The 19701-nt window shown below is 61.6% G+C and carries 18 protein-coding genes; 13 read left to right on the forward strand and 5 right to left on the reverse strand.

Annotated elements, in window-relative coordinates:
* Window positions 1–17: 17 nt before the first annotated feature.
* Window positions 18–1625 carry a fumarate hydratase gene (locus J5N58_RS00945; protein ID WP_113437581.1) on the forward strand — a complete coding sequence of 536 codons (1608 nt, stop codon included), beginning with the start codon at window positions 18–20 and terminating at the stop codon, window positions 1623–1625.
* A 222-nt stretch (window positions 1626–1847) separates the two neighbouring features.
* Window positions 1848–2912, forward strand: coding sequence for a diguanylate cyclase domain-containing protein (locus tag J5N58_RS00950; protein WP_113424905.1), 1065 nt, complete (start codon window positions 1848–1850; stop codon window positions 2910–2912).
* Window positions 2913–2945: 33 nt separating this feature from the next.
* Here the strand turns inward: J5N58_RS00950 and J5N58_RS00955 are convergent, their stop codons facing one another.
* The gene (locus J5N58_RS00955; RefSeq protein WP_244709189.1) at window positions 2946–3554 is read right to left on the reverse strand and encodes a pyridoxamine 5'-phosphate oxidase family protein; all 609 of its coding nucleotides are present in this window, start codon (window positions 3552–3554) and stop codon (window positions 2946–2948) included.
* A gap of 48 nt (window positions 3555–3602) precedes the next feature.
* Window positions 3603–4547 (reverse strand): alpha/beta hydrolase, encoded by a 945-nt coding sequence (locus J5N58_RS00960; RefSeq protein WP_244709191.1) that lies wholly within the window; start codon window positions 4545–4547, stop codon window positions 3603–3605.
* A 49-nt stretch (window positions 4548–4596) separates the two neighbouring features.
* Between J5N58_RS00960 and J5N58_RS00965 the strand changes: the two genes are divergently transcribed.
* Entirely contained in the window at window positions 4597–5064 is a 468-nt protein-coding gene (locus J5N58_RS00965; protein WP_244709658.1) for a MarR family winged helix-turn-helix transcriptional regulator, read from the forward strand.
* A gap of 15 nt (window positions 5065–5079) precedes the next feature.
* On the opposite strand, the gene J5N58_RS00970 is transcribed toward J5N58_RS00965, so the two are convergent.
* On the reverse strand, window positions 5080–5442 hold the full coding sequence (locus J5N58_RS00970) for a gamma-butyrobetaine hydroxylase family protein (protein WP_112828133.1): 363 nt from the start codon (window positions 5440–5442) through the stop codon (window positions 5080–5082).
* A 205-nt stretch (window positions 5443–5647) separates the two neighbouring features.
* On the opposite strand from J5N58_RS00970, the gene moaA reads away from it, so the two are divergent.
* The gene (gene moaA / locus J5N58_RS00975; protein WP_244709660.1) at window positions 5648–6637 is read left to right on the forward strand and encodes a GTP 3',8-cyclase MoaA; all 990 of its coding nucleotides are present in this window, start codon (window positions 5648–5650) and stop codon (window positions 6635–6637) included.
* A 43-nt stretch (window positions 6638–6680) separates the two neighbouring features.
* Here moaA and J5N58_RS00980 read toward each other — a convergent pair whose 3' ends face one another.
* Window positions 6681–9248, reverse strand: coding sequence for a methyl-accepting chemotaxis protein (locus J5N58_RS00980; protein WP_113443418.1), 2568 nt, complete (start codon window positions 9246–9248; stop codon window positions 6681–6683).
* A 256-nt stretch (window positions 9249–9504) separates the two neighbouring features.
* On the opposite strand from J5N58_RS00980, the gene J5N58_RS00985 reads away from it, so the two are divergent.
* The 3 genes from J5N58_RS00985 to mobB are packed head-to-tail and all read left to right on the forward strand — an operon-like array spanning window position 9505 to window position 11599.
* Window positions 9505–10416, forward strand: a complete 912-nt coding sequence (locus J5N58_RS00985) for a DMT family transporter (RefSeq protein ID WP_112828131.1) — start codon at window positions 9505–9507, stop codon at window positions 10414–10416.
* A gap of 14 nt (window positions 10417–10430) precedes the next feature.
* Window positions 10431–11066: a molybdenum cofactor guanylyltransferase MobA gene (gene mobA / locus J5N58_RS00990; RefSeq protein WP_244709193.1), complete on the forward strand. Its 636-nt coding sequence runs from the start codon at window positions 10431–10433 to the stop codon at window positions 11064–11066.
* Entirely contained in the window at window positions 11063–11599 is a 537-nt protein-coding gene (gene mobB, locus J5N58_RS00995) for a molybdopterin-guanine dinucleotide biosynthesis protein B (protein WP_244709195.1), read from the forward strand. The genes mobA and mobB overlap by 4 nt, the downstream gene beginning before the upstream one ends.
* Before the next feature lie 77 nt (window positions 11600–11676).
* Here the strand turns inward: mobB and J5N58_RS01000 are convergent, their stop codons facing one another.
* Complete coding sequence (locus tag J5N58_RS01000) at window positions 11677–14235, reverse strand: OmpA family protein (protein WP_244709197.1); 2559 nt, start codon at window positions 14233–14235, stop codon at window positions 11677–11679.
* A 364-nt stretch (window positions 14236–14599) separates the two neighbouring features.
* Here J5N58_RS01000 and J5N58_RS01005 point away from each other — a divergent pair, with 364 nt between their 5' ends.
* The 6 genes from J5N58_RS01005 (at window position 14600) to J5N58_RS01030 (ending at window position 19691) form a co-directional block, all read left to right on the forward strand.
* Window positions 14600–15373, forward strand: coding sequence for an ABC transporter substrate-binding protein (locus J5N58_RS01005; RefSeq protein WP_112828128.1), 774 nt, complete (start codon window positions 14600–14602; stop codon window positions 15371–15373).
* A gap of 109 nt (window positions 15374–15482) precedes the next feature.
* Complete coding sequence (locus tag J5N58_RS01010) at window positions 15483–16286, forward strand: ABC transporter permease (RefSeq protein WP_112828127.1); 804 nt, start codon at window positions 15483–15485, stop codon at window positions 16284–16286.
* On the forward strand, window positions 16283–17113 hold the full coding sequence (locus J5N58_RS01015) for an ABC transporter permease (RefSeq protein ID WP_112828126.1): 831 nt from the start codon (window positions 16283–16285) through the stop codon (window positions 17111–17113). Before J5N58_RS01010 ends, J5N58_RS01015 begins: the two co-directional genes overlap by 4 nt.
* 224 nt (window positions 17114–17337) lie before the next feature.
* Complete coding sequence (locus tag J5N58_RS01020; RefSeq protein WP_112828125.1) at window positions 17338–17604, forward strand: usg protein; 267 nt, start codon at window positions 17338–17340, stop codon at window positions 17602–17604.
* A 107-nt stretch (window positions 17605–17711) separates the two neighbouring features.
* The gene (locus J5N58_RS01025; protein ID WP_112828260.1) at window positions 17712–18527 is read left to right on the forward strand and encodes a class I SAM-dependent methyltransferase; all 816 of its coding nucleotides are present in this window, start codon (window positions 17712–17714) and stop codon (window positions 18525–18527) included.
* A 243-nt stretch (window positions 18528–18770) separates the two neighbouring features.
* Window positions 18771–19691, forward strand: coding sequence for a LysR substrate-binding domain-containing protein (locus J5N58_RS01030; RefSeq protein ID WP_112828124.1), 921 nt, complete (start codon window positions 18771–18773; stop codon window positions 19689–19691).
* Window positions 19692–19701: the final 10 nt, after the last annotated feature.

Consider the following 19701-nt stretch of genomic DNA (forward strand, 5'->3'; position numbering starts at 1 on the left):
TCCAGAAAGGCTCCGCAATGGCTGACGATCTTTTCCCGCTCGGCGAAGATAACACCTCCTATCGCAAGATCACCTCCGACTACGTTTCCACGACGACGTTCAACGGCAAGGAAATCCTGACCGTCGAGCCGGAAGGTCTGCGTCTCCTCGCGGAGACGGCCCTTGCCGATATCAACCACCTGCTGCGCCCGGGCCATCTGAAGCAGCTCGCCTCGATCCTCGAAGATCCCGAGGCGACCGACAACGACCGTTTCGTTGCCTACGATCTGCTGAAGAACGCCAATATCGCCGCGGGCGGCATCCTGCCCATGTGCCAGGATACCGGAACTGCGATCGTGATGGCCAAGAAGGGCCGCCGCGTCTGGACCGAAGGCGGCGACTATGAAGCGCTGGCCGCCGGCGTACGCGACGCCTATGAGAAGAAGAACCTGCGCTACTCGCAGCTTGCCCCGATCAAGATGTTCGAGGAGAAGAACACCAAGACCAACCTGCCAGCGCAGATCGACATCTACGAGGAAGGCGACGACGCCTACAAGTTCCTGTTCATGGCCAAGGGCGGCGGCTCGGCCAACAAGACCTTCCTTTATCAGGGCACGCCTTCGCTTTTGACCCATGACCGCATGATCGATTTCCTCAAGGAAAAGATCCTCACCCTCGGCACGGCAGCCTGTCCCCCCTACCATCTGGCCATCGTCATCGGCGGCCTGTCGGCGGAAATGAACCTGAAAACGGTCAAGCTCGCCTCCGCTCGCTATCTCGACAACCTTCCGACCGAAGGCTCGGAAAGCGCCCACGCCTTCCGCGATCTCGAGATGGAAAAGGAAATCCACAAGCTCACCCAGCAGATGGGTGTCGGCGCTCAATTCGGCGGCAAGTATTTCTGTCATGACGTCCGCGTCATCCGCCTGCCGCGTCACGGCGCCTCGTTGCCGATCGGCCTCGGCGTCTCCTGTTCCGCCGACCGCCAGGCGGTCGGAAAGATCACGAAGGACGGTATTTACATCGAACAGCTCGAGACCGATCCGTCGAAATACATGCCGGACATCGATGAAACGGCGCTTTCCTCCTCGGTGGTCAAGATCGATCTCAACCAGCCGATGAGCGCCATTTTGGCCGAGCTGACCAAGCACCCGGTCAAGACCCGCCTGTCGCTCACCGGCACGATTATCGTCGCTCGAGACCTCGCGCACTCCAAGATCCGCGAACGTCTTGAAAAGGGCGAGGGCATGCCGGACTACATGAAGAACCACCCGGTCTATTATGCCGGACCGGCGAAGACCCCGACCGGTTACGCCTCCGGCTCTTTCGGCCCGACGACGGCCGGCCGCATGGACAGCTACGTCGACCAGTTCCAGTCCTTCGGCGGCTCCATGGTCATGCTCGCCAAGGGCAATCGCTCGCGCGCCGTTCGCGAAGCCTGCAAGAAGCATGGTGGCTTCTATCTCGGCTCGATCGGCGGTCCGGCCGCCCGCCTTGCCCAGGACTGCATCAAGAAGGTGGAAGTGCTCGAATATCCGGAACTCGGCATGGAAGCCGTCTGGAAGATCGAGGTTGAGGATTTCCCCGCCTTCATCGTCACCGACGATAAGGGCAACGACTTCTTCCAGGAGTTCAATCTCGGCTGACGGCAATCGCCCGGCCTGGAACAAAGGGATGCGGCGCTCCGACGCCGCATCCGTCAACCAAATAAAAATACAATAAAATCAGTATATTACGAGAATTTTGCATCGCACCATAATTTCTGTCCAATAAGTTTTGAGGTAGCGGCCATTAAAGGTTTTCCAATAATTTTAGTTCAATAGATAAATAGGGATGACCAATCCGAAGACACAGACTGGAGTTAGCCGATGAGCACGGCAACGACGCCCAAGGGACAGGTTCCTGACGTTGCGGCGCAAATCACATATGCCATGCGGACAATGGGCGTCGCTCCCATCCCCCGCAATTACGAGCTTTTCTACGAAGCGTATATCGGCTCCAACCCTTCCCTCACCCGCGAATTGGCCGCCCTCGGCAGCCGCGCGACCCAGGACGAACTGGACGCACTCGGCCAGCAATACTTCGGCAATCACCAGAGCCGCGTCATCGAGAACGTCCACACGAAGATCATCGCCGAACTCGATGGCCTGCTGCGGCTCCTGAAACAGGAGCAGAACTCGCTTGAGAGCTACAACAAGCTGCTGGGCGAGACCTATACCCGGATCAACTCGAAAAGCAGCGCCAGCGCCGATATCCTCAGAAGCGCGATCACGCTTCTGACCGAAGCGACCGGCGATACGATGGCGCATGGCGAGCAGACGGCGGAAAAATTCAGCCAGAAATCCCAGGAAATGGACCAGGTCCGCAAGGAACTGGACGAATACAAGCGCATCGCCAACACCGACTCCCTGACGCGGATTGCCAACCGCCGCGCCTTCGACGAGCGGTTGGCCGCAATCTACGACAATTCGACGAACCCGCTCACCGCGCTGGTGCTCGCCGACATCGACCATTTCAAGAAGATCAACGACACCTACGGTCATCCGGTCGGTGACAAGATCCTCGCCACCGTGGCGACCGTCATTCGCTCCAACGTCCGAAAGGATTGTTTCGTTGCCCGCACCGGCGGCGAGGAATTCGCCATCATCATCGACGGCAACACGGCGGAGGAAGTGAACCAACTCTGCGAGCGCGTGCGCATCGCTCTGGAGGCGACCCCCTTCAAGAACTCGAAGACCGGCGTCAATTACGGTCCGATTACCATGTCGCTTGGTTTCTGCATGGCAGGAGAAGCCGAGGATCCGGGCGAACTCTACGCCAAATCCGATATCGCCCTCTATTGCGCCAAGAATGCCGGCCGCAACCGTACCAAATACTACGAGGACGGCATGAAGAAGGATTTCACCAAGAGCTGGCTGATCTACAGGCGATAGATCGGCAGGGGCCATTCCGAGGCCCCAAAATCATCACCACATGGTCTTTGCGGCGCGCGCCGGCCATTCGCGGTCGTAGGTCTCCTTGTCGAAATCGGCTTTTGCCGCCTTAAGGAGATCGCCGGGCGTCGGCAGGCCTTTAGGATCAACGAAGCTTGCCGGATTCCAGAGGTCGGCCCGCATGATCGCGCGCGCACACTGGAAATAAACCTCGTCGATCGTCACCAGTACGACGGTGCGCGGATGCCTGCCGTCGATCTCGAAGCTTTCGAGAAGGGCTTCGTTGACGGAAATCACTGCATGCCCGTTGACGCGGATCGCGGTGTTCGAACCGGGAATGAGGAACATCAGCGCGACCCGAGGATCCCGGACGATGTTGAGGAGCGAATCGATGCGGTTGTTGCCGCGCCAGTCGGGCAAGGCCAGCGTCTTTTCATCCTCGACGCGCACCACCGAGCCACGGTCGCCGCGCGGCGAACAATCGAGCCCTTCCGGCCCGACCGTCGCAAGCGCCATGAACGGCGCCATCTCGATCATAAGGCGATATTCCGTCGTCAGGTTTGCCGTCACCTTGGCGACCGATGCCTCCGACACACCGTCATAGATCTTCTTCAGATCCTCAGCGCTGCGAATAATCGACATGAAACCTCCCGACCGGCCGAATGGCAGTGGCACTAGGCCCGAGACGTATCAGAATGATGACGCATCGCGAAGCCGTTCCGGGGATCTTTCGACCGAGGAAAGATAGGCATCTTCGCCGCAGACAAATCGGGTCGTGGCGGCAATCACTTCGGGGGCGCTGACGATACGCCGGTGGCCGTAACCGTTGGCCCAGAAATGCCGGATTTTATCGGATACGCCGAAATAGCGCTTGGCATGGTCTGCGCGCACCTCCTTGTCGTCTTCCGCGTGGATGACGAGGATAGGTCGGTCGATACGCCGCGCGATGGGGACAGCATCATAGGCTTCCGGAGACGCCCCCGTCACCGCTTGCGAATATTCGGCAAGCCGCGCACGGACAACGGGGGAAAGGCCGACATGATCGGCGAATTCCCGCATGACGTCGGTGATCCTGGAGGGCGCGCCGATCAGCACGAACCGCCCCGTTTCGAACGGCGGAACGCAACCGAAGATGCCGCCTGCCGCCGTCATGAGGCTTGCGCCCCCGAAGGAATGCCCGACAGCGCCGTCGAACGGTCCAAACTGCGCCTGCGCCGCCGCAATCGCCTCCGCCGCACGCCGCATGTCGAGGAGGCGGCCCGAAGAGCGACCATGGCCGGGCAGATCGAGAAGGGTCACTTCCGCACCGCCGGCATGAAGGCCCTCGGCAATATCCATGAGATATTCCGCCCGCGCACCCCAGCCATGGACGACGAGAACACGCCTCGGCGCCTTTTCCGCCGAAGGCAGCCGATAGGCGGTCACGAAGCCGCTGCTGGTTGAAAGCGTGACCCTCTCCGCCGGGGAAAGCCGGGACGCTCCTTGCGCGAAGACCGTTCTCGCCTTGTCGCCTTTCGGTTTCCGCGAAGGCGTCAGGCAGAAGAGCAGGAAAGCCGCGCGCGCCGCGACACCGGGCGAGGCGCGCTCCATTAGAGCGAAACCGGCACGGGTGACCTTCAGGGCAAAGGATGGCATAGTCCGGATATCCGTGATAAAGTTCAATTATGAACAATAAAGTACAATGATGAACAAAAATCAAGTCCTGCCCTGGGATCATCCCCGTTTCAAGAGCTGGATTGCCGTGGGCCGTGCCTGCCAGTTGATGCAGCAGGCCCTGACGAGAGCGCTCTCCGGTCTCGACATCAAGCCGCCGCACCTCGACATTCTGGTCAATCTCTACCGCTTCGAAGGCATTTCCCAGCAGGAACTCGCCCGAAAGCTGCTCGTCGGACGCTCCAACATGAGCATGCTGCTGCCGCAGATGGAAAAGCGCGGTCTTCTGGAACGCAGGCCCGATCCGAAGGACAAACGGGTATTGCGCCTCTACCTGAGCGAATCGGGCCGGGAGCTGACGGGGCGCGCCATGGTCATCCAGACCGATCTCATCGAAAAGACGCTGTCGGCGACGCCGATCGAGGACTGCCTGGCCATGGCGGACAATATGGAGCGCCTGATTGCCCGGCTCCAGCGAGAGGGCGTTGTCGATGAATGAGGAGAGCCTGCCGCCTCAGCGGGAATCGCGACTCAGCCCCTTTTCCGCAAGCTCGCGCTCATATTCGGCGAATTTCTCGGCGCCGGTCATCCCGAGTTCGCGCAGATAGCTCCAGGTGAAGATGCCTGTGTCGTGCCCGTCGTCGAAACCGATTCGAACGGCATAGTTTCCGGTCGGAACCACGGCGGAAATCGCGACGAGGCGCTTGCCGGGCACCGTGACCTTCTGGCCGGGGCCATGCCCCTGCACTTCCGCAGAGGGCGAAAGTACGCGCAGCATTTCAGCGGCAAGGACGGCGCTCGTTCCGTCGTTGAAGGTTACAGTCAACTGCCTGCGATCCTTCGAGACCTTGAGTTCGCTCGGCCAGACATCGCTCATCGTCATGCTCCACCCGCAAAGTGTGAACACGACAGTTAGGCGCCGCGGTTTTGCAGCGCAAGACATTTTGATGAAAAGGAACAGACGGATCGCTTGACGCAAATCCCTGAAATCACCATCCTATTGGAAAAATCGGGAGGTTTCCTTGAATTTCACCGTAGGTCCAAGACCCGACGCTTCGGCTCTGATCGGCAGCGATGCTCCGATGATCGACCCGTTCGGCCGGGCCGTGACCTATCTGCGCGTGTCTGTGACGGACCGCTGTGATTTCCGCTGTTCTTATTGCATGGCGGAAAACATGACCTTCCTTCCGAAGAAGGACCTGCTGACGCTCGAGGAACTCGATCGCGTCTGTTCCGCCTTCATCGCCAAGGGCGTCCGCAAGTTGCGTCTGACGGGCGGAGAACCCCTGGTGCGCAAGAACATCATGTTCCTTGTCCGCAGCCTCAGCCGTCATCTCTTGTCCGGCAAGCTCGAGGAACTCACGCTGACGACCAACGGTTCGCAGCTCGCCCGCTTCGCCGACGAACTCGCCGATTGCGGCGTGCGCCGCATCAACGTGTCGCTCGATACGCTCGATCCCGACAAGTTCCACACCATCACGCGTTGGGGCGATTTCGGCAAGGTGATGGAGGGCATTGCGGCCGCGCAGAAGGCCGGCATAAGGGTCAAGCTCAACGCCGTCGCCCTCAAGGGATTTAACGAGGACGAAATCCCCGACCTCCTGCGCTACGCCCATGGCAACGACATGGACCTCACCTTGATCGAGACCATGCCGATGGGCGAAACCGGGGAAGACAGGACGGACCGGTATCTGCCGCTTTCGACCGTGCGCGAACGCCTGTCCAAAGGCTTCACCCTGAGGGATATTCCCTTATCGACCGGCGGACCGGCCCGCTATGTCGAGGTAGTGGAAACCGGCGGGCGGCTGGGCTTCATCACGCCCCTCACCCATAATTTCTGCGAGAGCTGCAATCGCGTCCGGTTGACCTGTACCGGTACGCTCTACATGTGCCTCGGCCAGAACGACGCGGCCGATCTCAGAACGGCGCTGCGCGCCTCGACGGATGACGGTTTTCTCTCCGCGGCAATCGACGAAGCCATCACCCGCAAGCCAAGGGGCCACGATTTCATTATCGACCGGGATCACCGCCGTCCGGCCGTTGCCCGCCATATGAGCGTCACCGGCGGCTGAGGAGCCGGGAACCGCCCCAGCCCACCAATCCGCCAAATCGCCCTCAGGCGCTCCGCCTGATCGCCAAGCCATCGAGACCTCGTTCGCTGGCGCCAGGAACATGCTGGCTTGCGAGATCGCGGGTCTTGAACTGGTCGATCTTTGCCATCAGCACCTCGACCCGATGGCGAAGCCCCTGGATTTCGGCATTGTTCTCTTCCACCATGGCGGCATTGCGCTGGGTGATGAGTTCCACGTCCTTGACCGCCTTGGTCACTTCGTTGATGCCGGTCGACTGCTCGCGTGTCGCCGACGAAATGCCCTCGACCAGCGTCTGTACCTCCTCGACCTGGTCGATGATCGCCTGCAGCGCCTCGCCCGTCTGCTCGACCAGAGAAACACCCGACTTCACCTGCCCGGCACTGACCGAAATCAGGTCCTTGATCTCCTTGGCGGCGCTGGCGCAACGTTGGGCGAGTTCACGCACTTCCTGTGCGACGACGGCGAAACCGCGACCCGCCTCGCCCGCGCGCGCCGCCTCGACACCGGCGTTCAGCGCGAGAAGATTGGTCTGGAAGGCGATCTCGTCGATGACGCCGATGATCGTCGAGATCTTCTCGGAGGAACGGCTGATCTCGGCCATCGCATCCACGGCGCGGGTGACGACGACGCCAGACTGGCGGGCATGATCGCGGGCAAGATGGACGGAATGGGCGGTGCGGCCGGCACCTTCCGCGGTCGACCGCACCACTTCGCTGAGATGCGCGAGCGCCCGCGCGCTTTCTTCAAGGGCGGCGGCCTGCTGTTCGGTGCGGCGGGCCAGATCATCGGCGGAGACGGCGAGGTTGCCGGTTCCTGCATCGATATCGACGCTGGTGGAGCGGACATCCGCAAGCGTGGCGCGCAACGCCTCGACGGCATGGTTGTAGGTGTGGGCCATGGCGACGAAATCGCCGGGCAGGTCATGGCGCATGGTCACTTCGAGATTGCCGGCTGCAAGCGCGTCCAGGACCTCCGAGAGTGCGTCGAGTGCCGAACGTTGCTCGGCTTCCACCTGTTCCCGTTCGCGGGCGCGCTGCTCGGCCTCCTGCGCCGACATCTGCCGGGCGGCCGCCGCCTCGTCCTCCAGCCTGCGGTTTTCGACCGCGGCATCGCGGAAGACGGTCACGGAGCGCACCATGTCGCCGATCTCGTCGCCGCGGTTGCGCCCCTCGATCGGCACGGCGAGGTCGCCGCTTGCAAGCCGGGTCATGACCTCGGTCACCCGCTTCAGCGGTGCGCGCAGCGTCTCGACCAATAGAAGGCCGCCGACAATCGCAAGCAGGGTGCCGATCACCATGGCGATCACGGAAATCGTCGCGGACCGTTCGCTGTCCTCCTTGCCGATCTCCTGCGCATGGCTGACAAAATCGCGAAGCGCGAACATCGCCTTCGAGACATGCTCGGAAGCGACCGCCCTCTCCTGCCGCCAGGTTTCGTCAAGGGCGAGAAGCGATGCGGACTGACTGTCTATCGCCGACACATGCGGCTCGATCTTCTTGGCAAAATCCCGCAAGGCGCTGTTCTTCGCGCCCAGCGCGGAAATCTCCGCAGCTGCTTGCGTGAGCGCTTTCAGGTCGGAAATGACCTGCTGCCGGGACGCATCGTCGATGAGGCTCCGCATACGCTCGCCATGCAGCCTCAAGGCATCGATCCCGATCAACGCCGCGTCGACCTGCTGCATCAACTCCTTCTGGTCGGAGACCAGCTTGTCGAGCCCGACGAAACGGTCGGAAGCGACATCGGTGTTTTTGGCCGCCTGCAGGGTGAGTTTCTGTTCGATGCCGACCAGTTCGGACAGCAGCCGGCCGAGAGCCTGAGCCTTGGCGTCGTCGCTGTCGCTGCCGGCCAGGATGGCATCGAGCCGGGATACGGCGCCGGCCACCTCGGCAATCGCCGCCTTGCTCTTCGGCGATGCGATGGATTCGGCACGCGCCAGCTCCTTGGAGATAGCCCCCATGTAAAGGCGCGCTTCGTCCAGCTGTTCGGCCGGCGTGAACGCCATCTGTACGCCTGCGCGCATCTTGCCGAGCTTGTCGACCAGCCCCTTGAAAGCCGAGGAGTCGAACAGCAATTCCTTGGCAAACTGCTCCTTCTCCGTGAATTCCTTACGGACGAATTCGATCTGCTTCTCGATCTGGTCGCCTTCCGCCTCGATTGCGGCAAGGCTCGTTTCGATGGCGGAATCGAGATTGTCGCGCTCGGTCTTGTTGGCCCACATCTTGTCGAGCTGCAGACGCATACGGTCTGCGAGGGCTCTCAGATCGCCGAGTTCCGCCTTCGAAGCCTGTTCGGCCAGCACGCCGTCGAGAACGCCAAGTCCCGCCTCTTCCGCCGAGATCGCCGCCGTCAGCGCTGAGCGGCTCTGTTCGGAAGGATCGAGCGTGAATTCCTGCAGCGCCGCCTGTACCTGTTCAAGGTCGCTGATATTGCCGATTGTGGCGCGCGTCACCGTCATGTGCCCGTTGAGCATGCTTGCGGTGTAGTAACCGAGCAACCCCACACCGGCCATCAAGATGACAAGCGGCACCACGAAGAGAAGAACCTTCGTGACAATACGGCGGCCTTGCAGCAAGCGGTCAATGAAACTCATGCGATCCTCGAAAAAGAATTCTGGTAAAATTTATGATGCATCTTCATCGGCGCCCGGCGAACCGAGCCAAGTCCGCCTCATGCGGAGATAGCGGAACTGTCCCGCCACAAACTTGAACATTCGTTAAACCGAAGCGTGTTTTCTCGCGTATTTCCGGGCTTTGTGCACACCGGCAACGCTTCGGCATGCGGAAAAGCGGGTATCGGTCATAATCGACTTCGGTTAGAAGAAGCCTCCAGGTTCTCGGGATTCTTCAATGGCTTTGTCCAGCAACACCAGGGGCGCCTTGTTGATGGCGCTTTCCATGGCCGGCTTCACCATCAACGATGCGCTGACCAAGGCAGTGACGCCCTTCATGAACGTCGGACAGATCATGTTCCTCCGCGGCGTCATGACCACGCTGCTGGTCTATCTCATTGCCCGCCGCATGGGCGCCCTTGTCCATATCCGTTCGCTCGCCCAACCGCTGGTGTTGCTGCGCATCCTGTGCGAAACGCTTTCGACCATCGCCTATCTCAGCGCCCTCAGGCAGATGCCGCTGGCCAATGCCTCCTCGATCCTGCAATCGCTGCCGCTCGCCGTAACGCTCGGGGCAGCCCTGTTTCTCCGCGAACCGGTCGGCTGGCGGCGATGGACGGCGATCATCGTCGGCTTCATGGGCGTGCTCATCATCATTCGCCCCGGCCCGGAAGGCTTCACCCATGCCTCGATCTACGTGGTGTTGAGCGTCTTCTTTGCAGCCTCACGTGATCTGGTGACGAAAAAGATCGACTCAGCCATCCCTTCGCTCAGCGTGACGCTGTCCACGGCGGCGGGTATTACCTTGACCGGTGCCGCGCTGATCGTTCCGCTCGGCGGCTGGCAGCCGGTCGGCTGGGCGAATTTCGGCACGCTGGCGCTCGCCTCCACTCTGCTCTTCGTCGGCTATCAGGCGATCATCATGGCCATGCGTACGGGTGAAATCTCCTTCATCGCCCCTTTCCGCTACATGAGCCTGCTCTGGGCCGTCGCACTCGGCATGATCTTCTTCGGCGAAGTGCCCGACGCCTGGATGATGACCGGCGCCGCGATCGTGATCGGTTCGGGCCTCTACACCTTCTACCGAGAAAACAAGCGCAAGATCCGCAACCCGGTGGGACAGCAGTCCCGACCGGGCTCGCCGCTTTGACCTCGAGGAAAGACATGAACGGGCCGCAGGCAGCAAATTCCTTCCCGGCGCTCATTCTTGCAGGCGGGCTTTCCCGTCGAATGGGCCGGGACAAGACGGTGGCCGAGCTCGCCGGGATGCCTTTGACCATGCACGTTGTTGCCCGGCTAAGGCCACAAGCCGGCAGCATCGCGCTCAACGCTCCGGCCGACTTTCCTCTCGACAGCGGTCTTTCCCTCGTACCCGACACCGTTCTCGGCCACGCCGGTCCGCTTGCCGGGGTTCTCGCCGGGCTCCGCCACGCGGAAAAAGCCATGCCGCACGCCTCCCACCTGTTGACGGTGCCGGCCGATACGCCCTTCCTTCCAACGGATCTCCTCACAAGAATGGCGGAGGCGGCCGCACCCGGAAGGATCGTGGTGGCAGCCTCGCTCGGGCGCACCCATCCCGTCGTGGCGCTCTGGCCGCTTTCTCTTGCGGACGATCTCGAAACATGGCTGGCGGATCCTGCAAACCGGAAACTGCAGACCTTCATCGCCCGCCATCCCTCCGCAACGGTCGATTTTCCGCCGGTCGAAACCACATCCGGGCCCCTCGATCCGTTCTTCAACGTCAACACGCCCGAAGATCTCGCCCATGCCGAGCAACTCCTGAAGGAATATCGCCCATGACACAGGAAGAACCGACCGGCAGACCACGCATTTTTGGAATTGCGGGATGGAAGAACTCCGGCAAGACCGGACTGGCGGTGCGCCTGGTCGAGGAATTCACCCGACGCGGTTATCGCATCTCGACGATCAAGCATGCTCACCACGACTTCGACATCGACAAGGTCGGCGCCGACAGCTATCGCCACCGCCAGGCAGGCGCCCACGAGGTCACGATTGTATCTGGCACGCGCTATGCGATCATGCATGAGCTGCGCGGCGCACCGGAACCATCCTTCGAGGAGATAGTCGCCCGGATCGCCCCTTGCGACCTTATCCTGATCGAAGGCTACAAACGGGAACCGGTCCCGAAGATCGAGGCGCGGCGGCTGGAAGCCGCAAAGCGTGAGCCGCTTGCACCGTCCGATCCGCACATTGTCGCCGTCGCCGCCGATCATGTCGTTGAGGACACCGCCCTTCCCGTCTTCGATCTCGACGACACGAATGCCATCGCCGATTTTATCGCCGGCATCACGGGCCTGCCGCCCAGGCAATAACCTGTCGGCGCCTTCAGCCCCAATAGAAAGGCCGCCGGAGCGTCTCCGGCGGCCTTTCCGTTCTCCCGATCCGCCGCCTAGCGGTTGGCGACGTTTGCCGGACGAACCAGCGGCGTCACGCGGCGGATGGTTACGCGGCGGTTCTGCTGTTCGGCAGCCAGCGTGCGGATCTTCAGGTAGCGTTCGCCGTAGCCCTGGGTCGACATGTTTTCCGGCGGAATGCCGTAGACCTCGGTCAGAAGGTTCGCCACGGTCTCGGCGCGCTGGTCCGAAAGCACGAGGTTGGAACGGTCGGAACCGACGGCATCCGTGTGACCCTCGATGAGGAACACTTCGCCCGGATCCTTGTCGAGAACCTTCTGCATGGCTTCCGCGACCCGGCGGAGCGTCTTCGCCTGCGCCAGCGGCACTTCCGCGGAACCCGACGGGAAAGTGATCGTATCGAGATCGATACGGCGGACCTTGTCGCGCAGACGTGCCGACGATTTCACCTCGTCGAGGGAGTAGACGCGCTCGACGCGCTCGACCGGCGGACGGGCGAGGAAGTCGTAATAGTCGCGCTCCGGCGCATTCGACATGGTGACGATATAGTCGCTGACCGGAACGTTGAGCCGCATCGGCGGCAGGCTGTAGCCGACGTCCACGTAGACGCGCGGCTGCTCACTGTCGGCCTCGGGCGAGTAGACCAGCACATATTCCTCACCGTCCGGCGTGAAGCGCGAGCGCAGTATGATGTCGCCATAACGGTTGTAGATCGTCACCAGACGCGAACCGTCGCCGCGTTCGATCGTCTCGCGCGTACGCCCGCGCGAAAGCTGCTCATAATAGGTTTCCTGCGCGTCATAACGCAGGCGCGGACGGTCGTCGCCACGGACAACCACCTGATTGCCGACGTTGATGACGGTCCGGTTGTCGATCTGCTCGATCACGCGGACTTCGTTCACCTGATTGACCACGTTATTTCGAACATTGTTCGTCACGTTGTTGGTGACGTTGTTCGTGACATTGGTCACATTGGTCACGTTCGTGATGTTGTTGACCACGGTCGTCGGAACCTGGAAGGTCGGAGCCGCTTCGAGCTGCGTGCCCTTTTCCTCCACGGCAGCCTCCATCACCTTCGCCTCAAACTTCGGCGCGTCAGCCTGAGCTGCAGCGTCGCTTTCCGGCGGCGCCGCAACCGGCGTCTCCTCGCGGACCTGGGTGCGGACATCGCGGACGTCGGCTTCGCCTGTATTGTCGGCGTCCTTGTCGCTGTCGAGCACGGCAGCACCGTTATCCACCGGCAGAACCACCGTTTCGGCCGTCTTTGCCGGGTCCTCGGCGATCTCCTGCTTCTGTTCCTCGGTCCGGGTGTCCACGACTTCGGGAACGGGAGCCTCGGCAGGCGGCTCTACGGCGGGGACGACCACCTGCTCACCACCGGCCTGTCCTTCCGGAGCCGGTTCGGTGGTCGGCTGGGCGGTAGACTGCTCCGGCTGTGGCTGCGCGGGTGCTTCGGTCTGGGTTGCATCTTGCTGAGGTGCATCCTCAGCCGGAGCCTCTCCCGTCTGCGACGGTTGTTCGGCCGGAGCCTGTTCAGTCGGTGCGGCCGTCTCGGCCGGCGGGCAGGCTTCCGCCGAAGCAGTCTGGGAGCCGTCCGCGCAGATCACGGCCTCGGGAGCCGCCGGCTGCTGGGTCTGCTGTTCAGCGGCCTTCTGCGCTTCCTCGGCAGCCTGTTGCTCGGCGGCCGTCTTCGCCTCCTCGGCAGCCTGCTGTTCGGCGGCCTTCTGCGCGTCCTCGGCAGCCTGCTGTTCGGCAGCCTTCTTCGCTTCCTCGGCGGCCTGATGCTCGGCGGCCTTTTGCGCTTCCTCGGCAGCCTGTTGCTCGGCGGCCGTCTTCGCCTCCTCGGCAGCCTGCTGTTCGGCGGCCTTCTGCGCTTCCTCGGCAGCCTGCTGTTCGGCAGCCTTCTTCGCTTCCTCGGCGGCCTGTTGCTCGGCGGCCTTTTGCGCTTCCTCGGCAGCCTGTTGCTCGGCGGCCTTCTTCGCCTCCTCGGCAGCCTGCTGTTCGGCGGCCTTCTGCGCTTCCTCGGCAGCCTGCTGTTCGGCAGCCTTCTTCGCTTCCTCGGCGGCCTGTTGCTCGGCGGCCTTTTGCGCTTCCTCGGCAGCCTGTTGCTCGGCGGCCTTCTTCGCCTCCTCGGCGGCCTGTTGCTCGGCCGCCTTCTTCGCTTCCTCAGCGGCTTGCTGTTCGGCGGCCTTTTGCGCTTCCACGGCAGCCTGTTGCTCAGCGGCCTTCCGCGCTTCCTCGGCAGCCTGTTGCTCGGCGGCCCTCTGCGCCTCCTCGGCAGCTTGTTGTTCTGCAGCGCGCCGCGCTTCATCCGCGGCCTGCTGTTCGGCGGCGCGCTGGGCTTCCTCCGCGGCCTTCTGCTCCGCGGCCCGCTGGGCGTCGATTGCATCGCAGGTGGCCTGATCGGCGGCCTGGCTGCCATCGCTACAGGTCACGGCAGCCTGCGCAACAAGAACGCCGGATTGCTCGATCGTGGAACGGACAGCCCTATCGGCATTGTGCGAAACGGCGGAAGCCGAAACCGGCTCCACCATGACGGCAGCCGACAGAACCGGCAAAGCGACCGTCGCGAACAGTTTTGATCTCAATTTCATATCACCTTCCTTGCGAAGCGCGTCTCCACGCGGGTCCCGGAAAAGCAAACGCGGAAACGGCAATTTTGTGTCCGATTCCCTTTCCTCCCGCTCCCGATCGGGCAGACCCTAGTTTTCGGCAAATTAACCTCGGCTGAACGAAAAAGTTCATCCGGTCCTCCCGTCGCGAACCGCTCGGCTTCCGATTCCGGACGTTCGCATCAAACAGGACAGCTCATGCAATTTTTGCGACAGCGGCGTGTTTCCTGTTGATTTTCCGGAAAAAAAGGTAGGAATATCGGCTCAGGTTCGACACCGGGGGTGTCGTTCTATCCAGTTCAGCGCGGGAACGACAACCGCACGGACGACCAACAGAGAGGATCTCATGCGTATCGCCACCCGTTTCCTTGCCGCCGCTTCGATCGCCGCACTGTCGCTTTTTGCCGGCTCCGCGATGGCGGAAGACAAGTTGATTATCGGCACCGAGGGCGCCTATCCGCCCTTCAACAACCTCGAATCGGACGGCTCGCTCGTCGGCTTCGACATCGACATTGCCAAGGCGCTGTGCGAGGAGATGAAAGTCACCTGCGAATTCGTCACCCAAGACTGGGACGGCATCATCCCGGCGCTTCAGGCCAAGAAGTTCGACGCGATCATCGCGTCCATGTCGATCACGCCGGAGCGTCTCGAAAAAGTCGACTTCTCCAAGAAGTACTACAACACTCCGCCGGCAATCGCCGTCCCGAAGGATTCCACGATCACCAAGGTCGAGGAACTGAAGGGCAAGGTGCTCGGCGCGCAGTCCTCGACCACCCACTCGAACTATGCTGAAAAGCACATGCCCGATTCCGAGCTGAAGCTTTACCCGACCGCTGACGAATACAAGCTCGACCTGTCGGGCGGCCGTGTCGACGCCGTCATCGACGATATCGTCGTTCTCTCGGAATGGGTGAAGTCCGACGCCGGCTCCTGCTGCAAGATCCTGACCCCGCTTCCGATCGACCCCGAAATCAACGGCCAAGGCGCCGGCGTGGCTGTCCGCAAGGGCGAAACCGCGCTTGCCGACAAGTTCACGACCGCGATCGCAGCCATTCGCGCGAACGGCAAGTACAAGGAAATCAACGCCAAGTACTTCGACTTCGACGTTTACGGCGAATGATCCCCTGAAAAACTGAAGTCATGGATGGCGGAGGACGCGTTCTTCCGCCATTCTTGTAATGCAGAAGCGAAAATAAGATGCGGTATAAACCGCCAAGGGGAATTTTGGCATGAGCGGAGCGTTTTCCGCCCTCGGATCGTTGTGGTCCTGGTTGCAGTATGTGTTCGATCCGTTCTGCGGGCCTGTAGGGATCTTCCATCTTCTCGGCGGGTCATCGCTGGTGTCCTGCGGAGCCGCCGGCTGGGGTGACGAAATCGCCCTCGGCGTCAAGGTCACCGTCTCCCTCTCGCTCGCCACCCTGCCCTTCGGCCTGTTGCTCGGTTTCCTTGTTGCGCTTTCCATGCAGTCGAAGGAAAAGCTCCTGCGGCTCGCCGGCGGCATATACACCACGATCTTTCGCGGCCTGCCCGAACTCCTGACCCTCTTCATCATCTATTACGGCGTGCAGATGCTGATCCAGGGCGTGCTGTCATGGTTCGGCTATGACGAACGCATCGAGATCAATGCCTTCATCGCGGGGATGATCGCGCTTTCCGTCGTGTTTTCCTCCTATTGTTCGGAGGTCCTGCTGTCGGCGTTCCGGGCCATCCCCCAGGGGCAGTACGAGGCGGGCGACGCCCTCGGTCTCGGACGTGCGACCACCATGCGCCTTGTCATCCTGCCGCAGCTCATCCGCATCGCGCTCCCCGGTCTCGGCAATCTTTGGATGAACCTCCTCAAGGACACCGCGCTTGTCTCCGTCATCGGCCTTGCAGATATCCTGCGCCAGACAGGGATCGCCGCGAAGGTGAGCAAGGAGGCGTTCCTGTTCTACGTTCTGGCCTGCGGCCTCTATCTCGTCCTCGCCATGCTGTCTTCGATCGTCATCAGCGCGATCGATCGTTCGACCAGAGGCGCGGAGGGCCGCCGATGAGCCACGTAAAGGAACTTATTCCGCCCCGCCCGGCACCGCCCCAGCTCGCGCGCCGCATCAGCAAGAGCCGCATAGCAGGGGGAATCGTGCTCGCGCTCTGGTTCCTGCTGGCTGTCGGCATCGTCTACATGATCGTTTCCAACTGGGACCCGGATAAATTCGCGAGGTATGGCGAACGCTATTTCTCGGGCCTCCTGACCACCTTGATGCTGGTGGTGGGTTCCATCACGCTTGGCGCCCTGCTTTCGTTGCCCATCGCCTATGCCCGCATGTCGAAGAACCGGGTGCTCAACACCGTTTCCTATGCCTATGTCTACCTCTTCCGCGGAACGCCGCTGCTCGCCCAGATCTACCTGATCTATTACGGACTAGGTTCGTTCCGTCCGCAGATCGAGGCTGTCGGCCTGTGGTGGTTCTTCCGTGAGGCCTGGAATTGCGCCCTGCTTTCCATGACGCTCAACACCGCCGCCTATCAGGCCGAAATCCTGCGCGGCGCGATCCGCAGCGTACCGCGCGGCCAGACGGAAGGCGCGAAATCGCTCGGCCTTCCGGCCTCCGTGACATTCTGGAAGGTTATCCTGCCTCAGGCGCTGATCGTCGCGCTTCGCCCCTATGGCAACGAGATCATCCTGATGATTAAGGGATCGGCCGTCGTCGCGGTCGTCACGGTTCTCGATCTGATGGGGCAGACCCGCTACACCTTCTCCCGCACGTTCGACTATCAGGCCTATCTCTGGGCGGCGATATTTTATCTCTCGATCGTGGAATTCATGCGCCACGCCTGGGGATGGATGGAAGCACAGTTGACGCGGCATCTGAAACGTTGAGCGCTGCTCGAGTTGCGATAAAACTTGGCAGCACTCACGGGCCCATGCTGCCAATATATTGTTTTAAAAAGAAAAAATTCGTTTATGACAGTTTTGTTAAGCCTCGTTTAAGCCTCATTCGCTTATAGTTTCGTTAACCGTGTTTCACGGCACGGCCACCGGCCTCGCCGAAGCGGAAACCGCCGGCCCCGGTTCCTTCGGAATGGGAACAGAACGAGGTTGCGATGAACCACGACATGGAACTGATGCTCAAGGGATACGGTCTGACGACCGCCCAGATACTCTACCGCCTTCCCGATCACCCGACATTCCTGCAGACCTATATCTGGCAGCACTATGATCTGGCGCCCGACTTTCCCGAGATGCGGACCTTCCTGAAATTCTGGCAGGAAAAACTCGATGGTCCCCTTCATTCCGTGCGCTACGTTCACAAGAAGATGATAACGGCAGGCGAGTGGCGCGCCCTGAAGGGCGAGTTCATCCTGCACTGACCGGAGGCCGGGATCTTCGGCTGATTGCAAATGGCGGCTCGAACGGTTAGAGCCAGTCGCGAATGGCTGTCGGCTGGCGGCAGCCGGATGCAGCGGAGCGGTTTGCAATGGCCAAGATCGACGAGGAAGCCCTGGCGGAAGCGTATAATCGCGCCCTGGCGCTGGAAAAAGCCGGCGACATCGACGCGGCCGTGAAAGCCTACGAGGAAGTGCTGGCGATTGATCCGGAAGACCATGGCGGCGCCTCCGTTCGCATCGCATCGCTCGGGCGCGGCGAGACACCGCCCAAGGCGCCGGACGCCTATGTCGAGACCCTGTTCGATCAGCACGCGGAAGCCTTCGAGGATATTCTCGTCGAGCAGTTGGGTTATGCAGTGCCGGTTATGGTCCGCCAGCGGTTGCAGACGCTCGACCTCGGTCCCTTCAAGCGCATGCTCGATCTCGGCTGCGGCACCGGCCTGACGGGCGGCACCCTGCGGGACATGGTCGACGACATCACCGGCCTCGACATCTCCGAAAACATGGTGGAGATCGCCCACGAAAAGGATCTCTACGAGACCCTCTACGTTGCCGAGGTCGAGGATTTCCTGGAAGACAATGACGACGAGCCCTTTGACCTGATTACCGCCACCGATGTCCTGCCCTATCTCGGCGCGCTGGAGCCGCTGTTTTTCGGCGTGGCCGAAAACATGGTCGAAAACGGGATCTTCGTATTCTCCTCGGAAACCCTGCCCGACGACGTCATGGCCGGCCGCCCCTACATGGTTGGCCCGCACCAGCGTTTCGCCCATGCGGAAGCCTATATCCGGGAACGGCTGGCCGCCACCGGCTTCGAACTTGTCGAAATCTCCGAAATCAACGTGCGCATGCAAGACGGCCATCCGACGCCCGGACATCTGGTGATCGCGCGCCTGCGCGGCTGACAGTCCGTTTCTCCGTGGCGTCAGCCCCCGCGACGGGGCGGTGATTAAGGCAGCACTCGTCTGGGTCAAGCTTGCAGTACGGTCCGCCGGTAGCGGACGACTGGAAGGTCAGGACCCGGATAACCTCAAGATATATCTCTACAATGGTGGACATGGCATTTCTCCTTTGCCCACCATCTCAACGCACTTGCGCCCTCTTCTCAAACGAGCTTATCGTGCGCTTCGATTGACTTGAGGTTATGGATGAAGCGCGGTCGCCTGCCCCTTACGGCATTGAGGAGCTTCGAGGCGGCGGGCCGTCTCGGAAGCTTCACCGCCGCATCGCAGGAACTCTTCGTCTCGCAGGCCGCCATCAGCCGGCAAGTCCGTGAACTGGAGACAATCCTCGGCAAGCCGCTGTTCGAGCGCGGTCATCGCCGCGTCACGCTGACGCCGGCGGGCCGCAGGCTGCTGGAAAGCCTGACGACCGCCTTCGACCGCATGGCGCTCAGCCTGGATGAAATCGCCGGGGAACCGCAAAGGCGGACGCTGGTCATCAGCAGCGAACCGGGCTTTGCCGCAAGCTGGCTCGGACCTAACCTGCGGCGCTTCAACGCCGCCTATCCCGATATCGATCTGACCGTGGATTCGGATCAGCGCCTCATCGACTTCCGGCACAGTCAGGCCGAAATCGCCATCCGCCACAGCGTCGACCGGGACGCCTGGCCTCGCACTAAGGCTCGCAAACTGACCGATGTAATGCTGATCGCGGTCGCGGCACCCGTCCTTCTCGCCTCAGGCCCGCCCATCAGGACAGCCATGGACATTCTCCTCCACCCGGTTTTGCACGAGGAGAACCGCGACAACTGGCAGAACTGGTTGGCAGCGGCGGGCGTCGATGCGACAGTGCCGGCGGGACCGGTCTACACCGATAGCGCCCTGGTGCTGCAAGGCGCCCTGCGAGGGGACGGCATCGCCCTCGTCGACCGTCTTCACGCGGCCGAGGCATTGCGAAACGGAGCCCTGCTGCGGCTTTTCGACCACGCACTCCCCTTCGGAACCTTCTGGATCGTCGCACGCGACTTCGATCACCTGACGGACCAAGCCCGTGCCTTCATCGGCTGGCTCGATGCCATGATGGTCCGGGAGGATGCAAACCAGCCGAATGCAGCAGTGCTTCCGTGACCTTTGGTCC

Origin of the sequence: Paenirhizobium cremeum (genome assembly GCF_022884085.1) — a bacterium.
GTDB lineage: Bacteria > Pseudomonadota > Alphaproteobacteria > Rhizobiales > Rhizobiaceae > Allorhizobium > Allorhizobium cremeum.

Excerpts from the sequence above, each read along its gene's own strand:
- J5N58_RS00945 (WP_113437581.1), top strand. The coding sequence starts at position 18 with ATGGCTGACGATCTTTTCCCGCTCGGCGAAGATAACACCTCCTATCGC.
- J5N58_RS00950 (WP_113424905.1), top strand. The coding sequence starts at position 1,848 with ATGAGCACGGCAACGACGCCCAAGGGACAGGTTCCTGACGTTGCGGCG.
- J5N58_RS00955 (WP_244709189.1), bottom strand. The coding sequence starts at position 3,554 with ATGTCGATTATTCGCAGCGCTGAGGATCTGAAGAAGATCTATGACGGT.
- J5N58_RS00960 (WP_244709191.1), bottom strand. The coding sequence starts at position 4,547 with ATGCCATCCTTTGCCCTGAAGGTCACCCGTGCCGGTTTCGCTCTAATG.
- J5N58_RS00965 (WP_244709658.1), top strand. The coding sequence starts at position 4,597 with ATGAACAAAAATCAAGTCCTGCCCTGGGATCATCCCCGTTTCAAGAGC.
- J5N58_RS00970 (WP_112828133.1), bottom strand. The coding sequence starts at position 5,442 with ATGAGCGATGTCTGGCCGAGCGAACTCAAGGTCTCGAAGGATCGCAGG.
- moaA (WP_244709660.1), top strand. The coding sequence starts at position 5,648 with ATGATCGACCCGTTCGGCCGGGCCGTGACCTATCTGCGCGTGTCTGTG.
- J5N58_RS00980 (WP_113443418.1), bottom strand. The coding sequence starts at position 9,248 with ATGAGTTTCATTGACCGCTTGCTGCAAGGCCGCCGTATTGTCACGAAG.
- J5N58_RS00985 (WP_112828131.1), top strand. The coding sequence starts at position 9,505 with ATGGCTTTGTCCAGCAACACCAGGGGCGCCTTGTTGATGGCGCTTTCC.
- mobA (WP_244709193.1), top strand. The coding sequence starts at position 10,431 with ATGAACGGGCCGCAGGCAGCAAATTCCTTCCCGGCGCTCATTCTTGCA.
- mobB (WP_244709195.1), top strand. The coding sequence starts at position 11,063 with ATGACACAGGAAGAACCGACCGGCAGACCACGCATTTTTGGAATTGCG.
- J5N58_RS01000 (WP_244709197.1), bottom strand. The coding sequence starts at position 14,235 with ATGAAATTGAGATCAAAACTGTTCGCGACGGTCGCTTTGCCGGTTCTG.
- J5N58_RS01005 (WP_112828128.1), top strand. The coding sequence starts at position 14,600 with ATGCGTATCGCCACCCGTTTCCTTGCCGCCGCTTCGATCGCCGCACTG.
- J5N58_RS01010 (WP_112828127.1), top strand. The coding sequence starts at position 15,483 with ATGAGCGGAGCGTTTTCCGCCCTCGGATCGTTGTGGTCCTGGTTGCAG.
- J5N58_RS01015 (WP_112828126.1), top strand. The coding sequence starts at position 16,283 with ATGAGCCACGTAAAGGAACTTATTCCGCCCCGCCCGGCACCGCCCCAG.
- J5N58_RS01020 (WP_112828125.1), top strand. The coding sequence starts at position 17,338 with ATGAACCACGACATGGAACTGATGCTCAAGGGATACGGTCTGACGACC.
- J5N58_RS01025 (WP_112828260.1), top strand. The coding sequence starts at position 17,712 with ATGGCCAAGATCGACGAGGAAGCCCTGGCGGAAGCGTATAATCGCGCC.
- J5N58_RS01030 (WP_112828124.1), top strand. The coding sequence starts at position 18,771 with ATGAAGCGCGGTCGCCTGCCCCTTACGGCATTGAGGAGCTTCGAGGCG.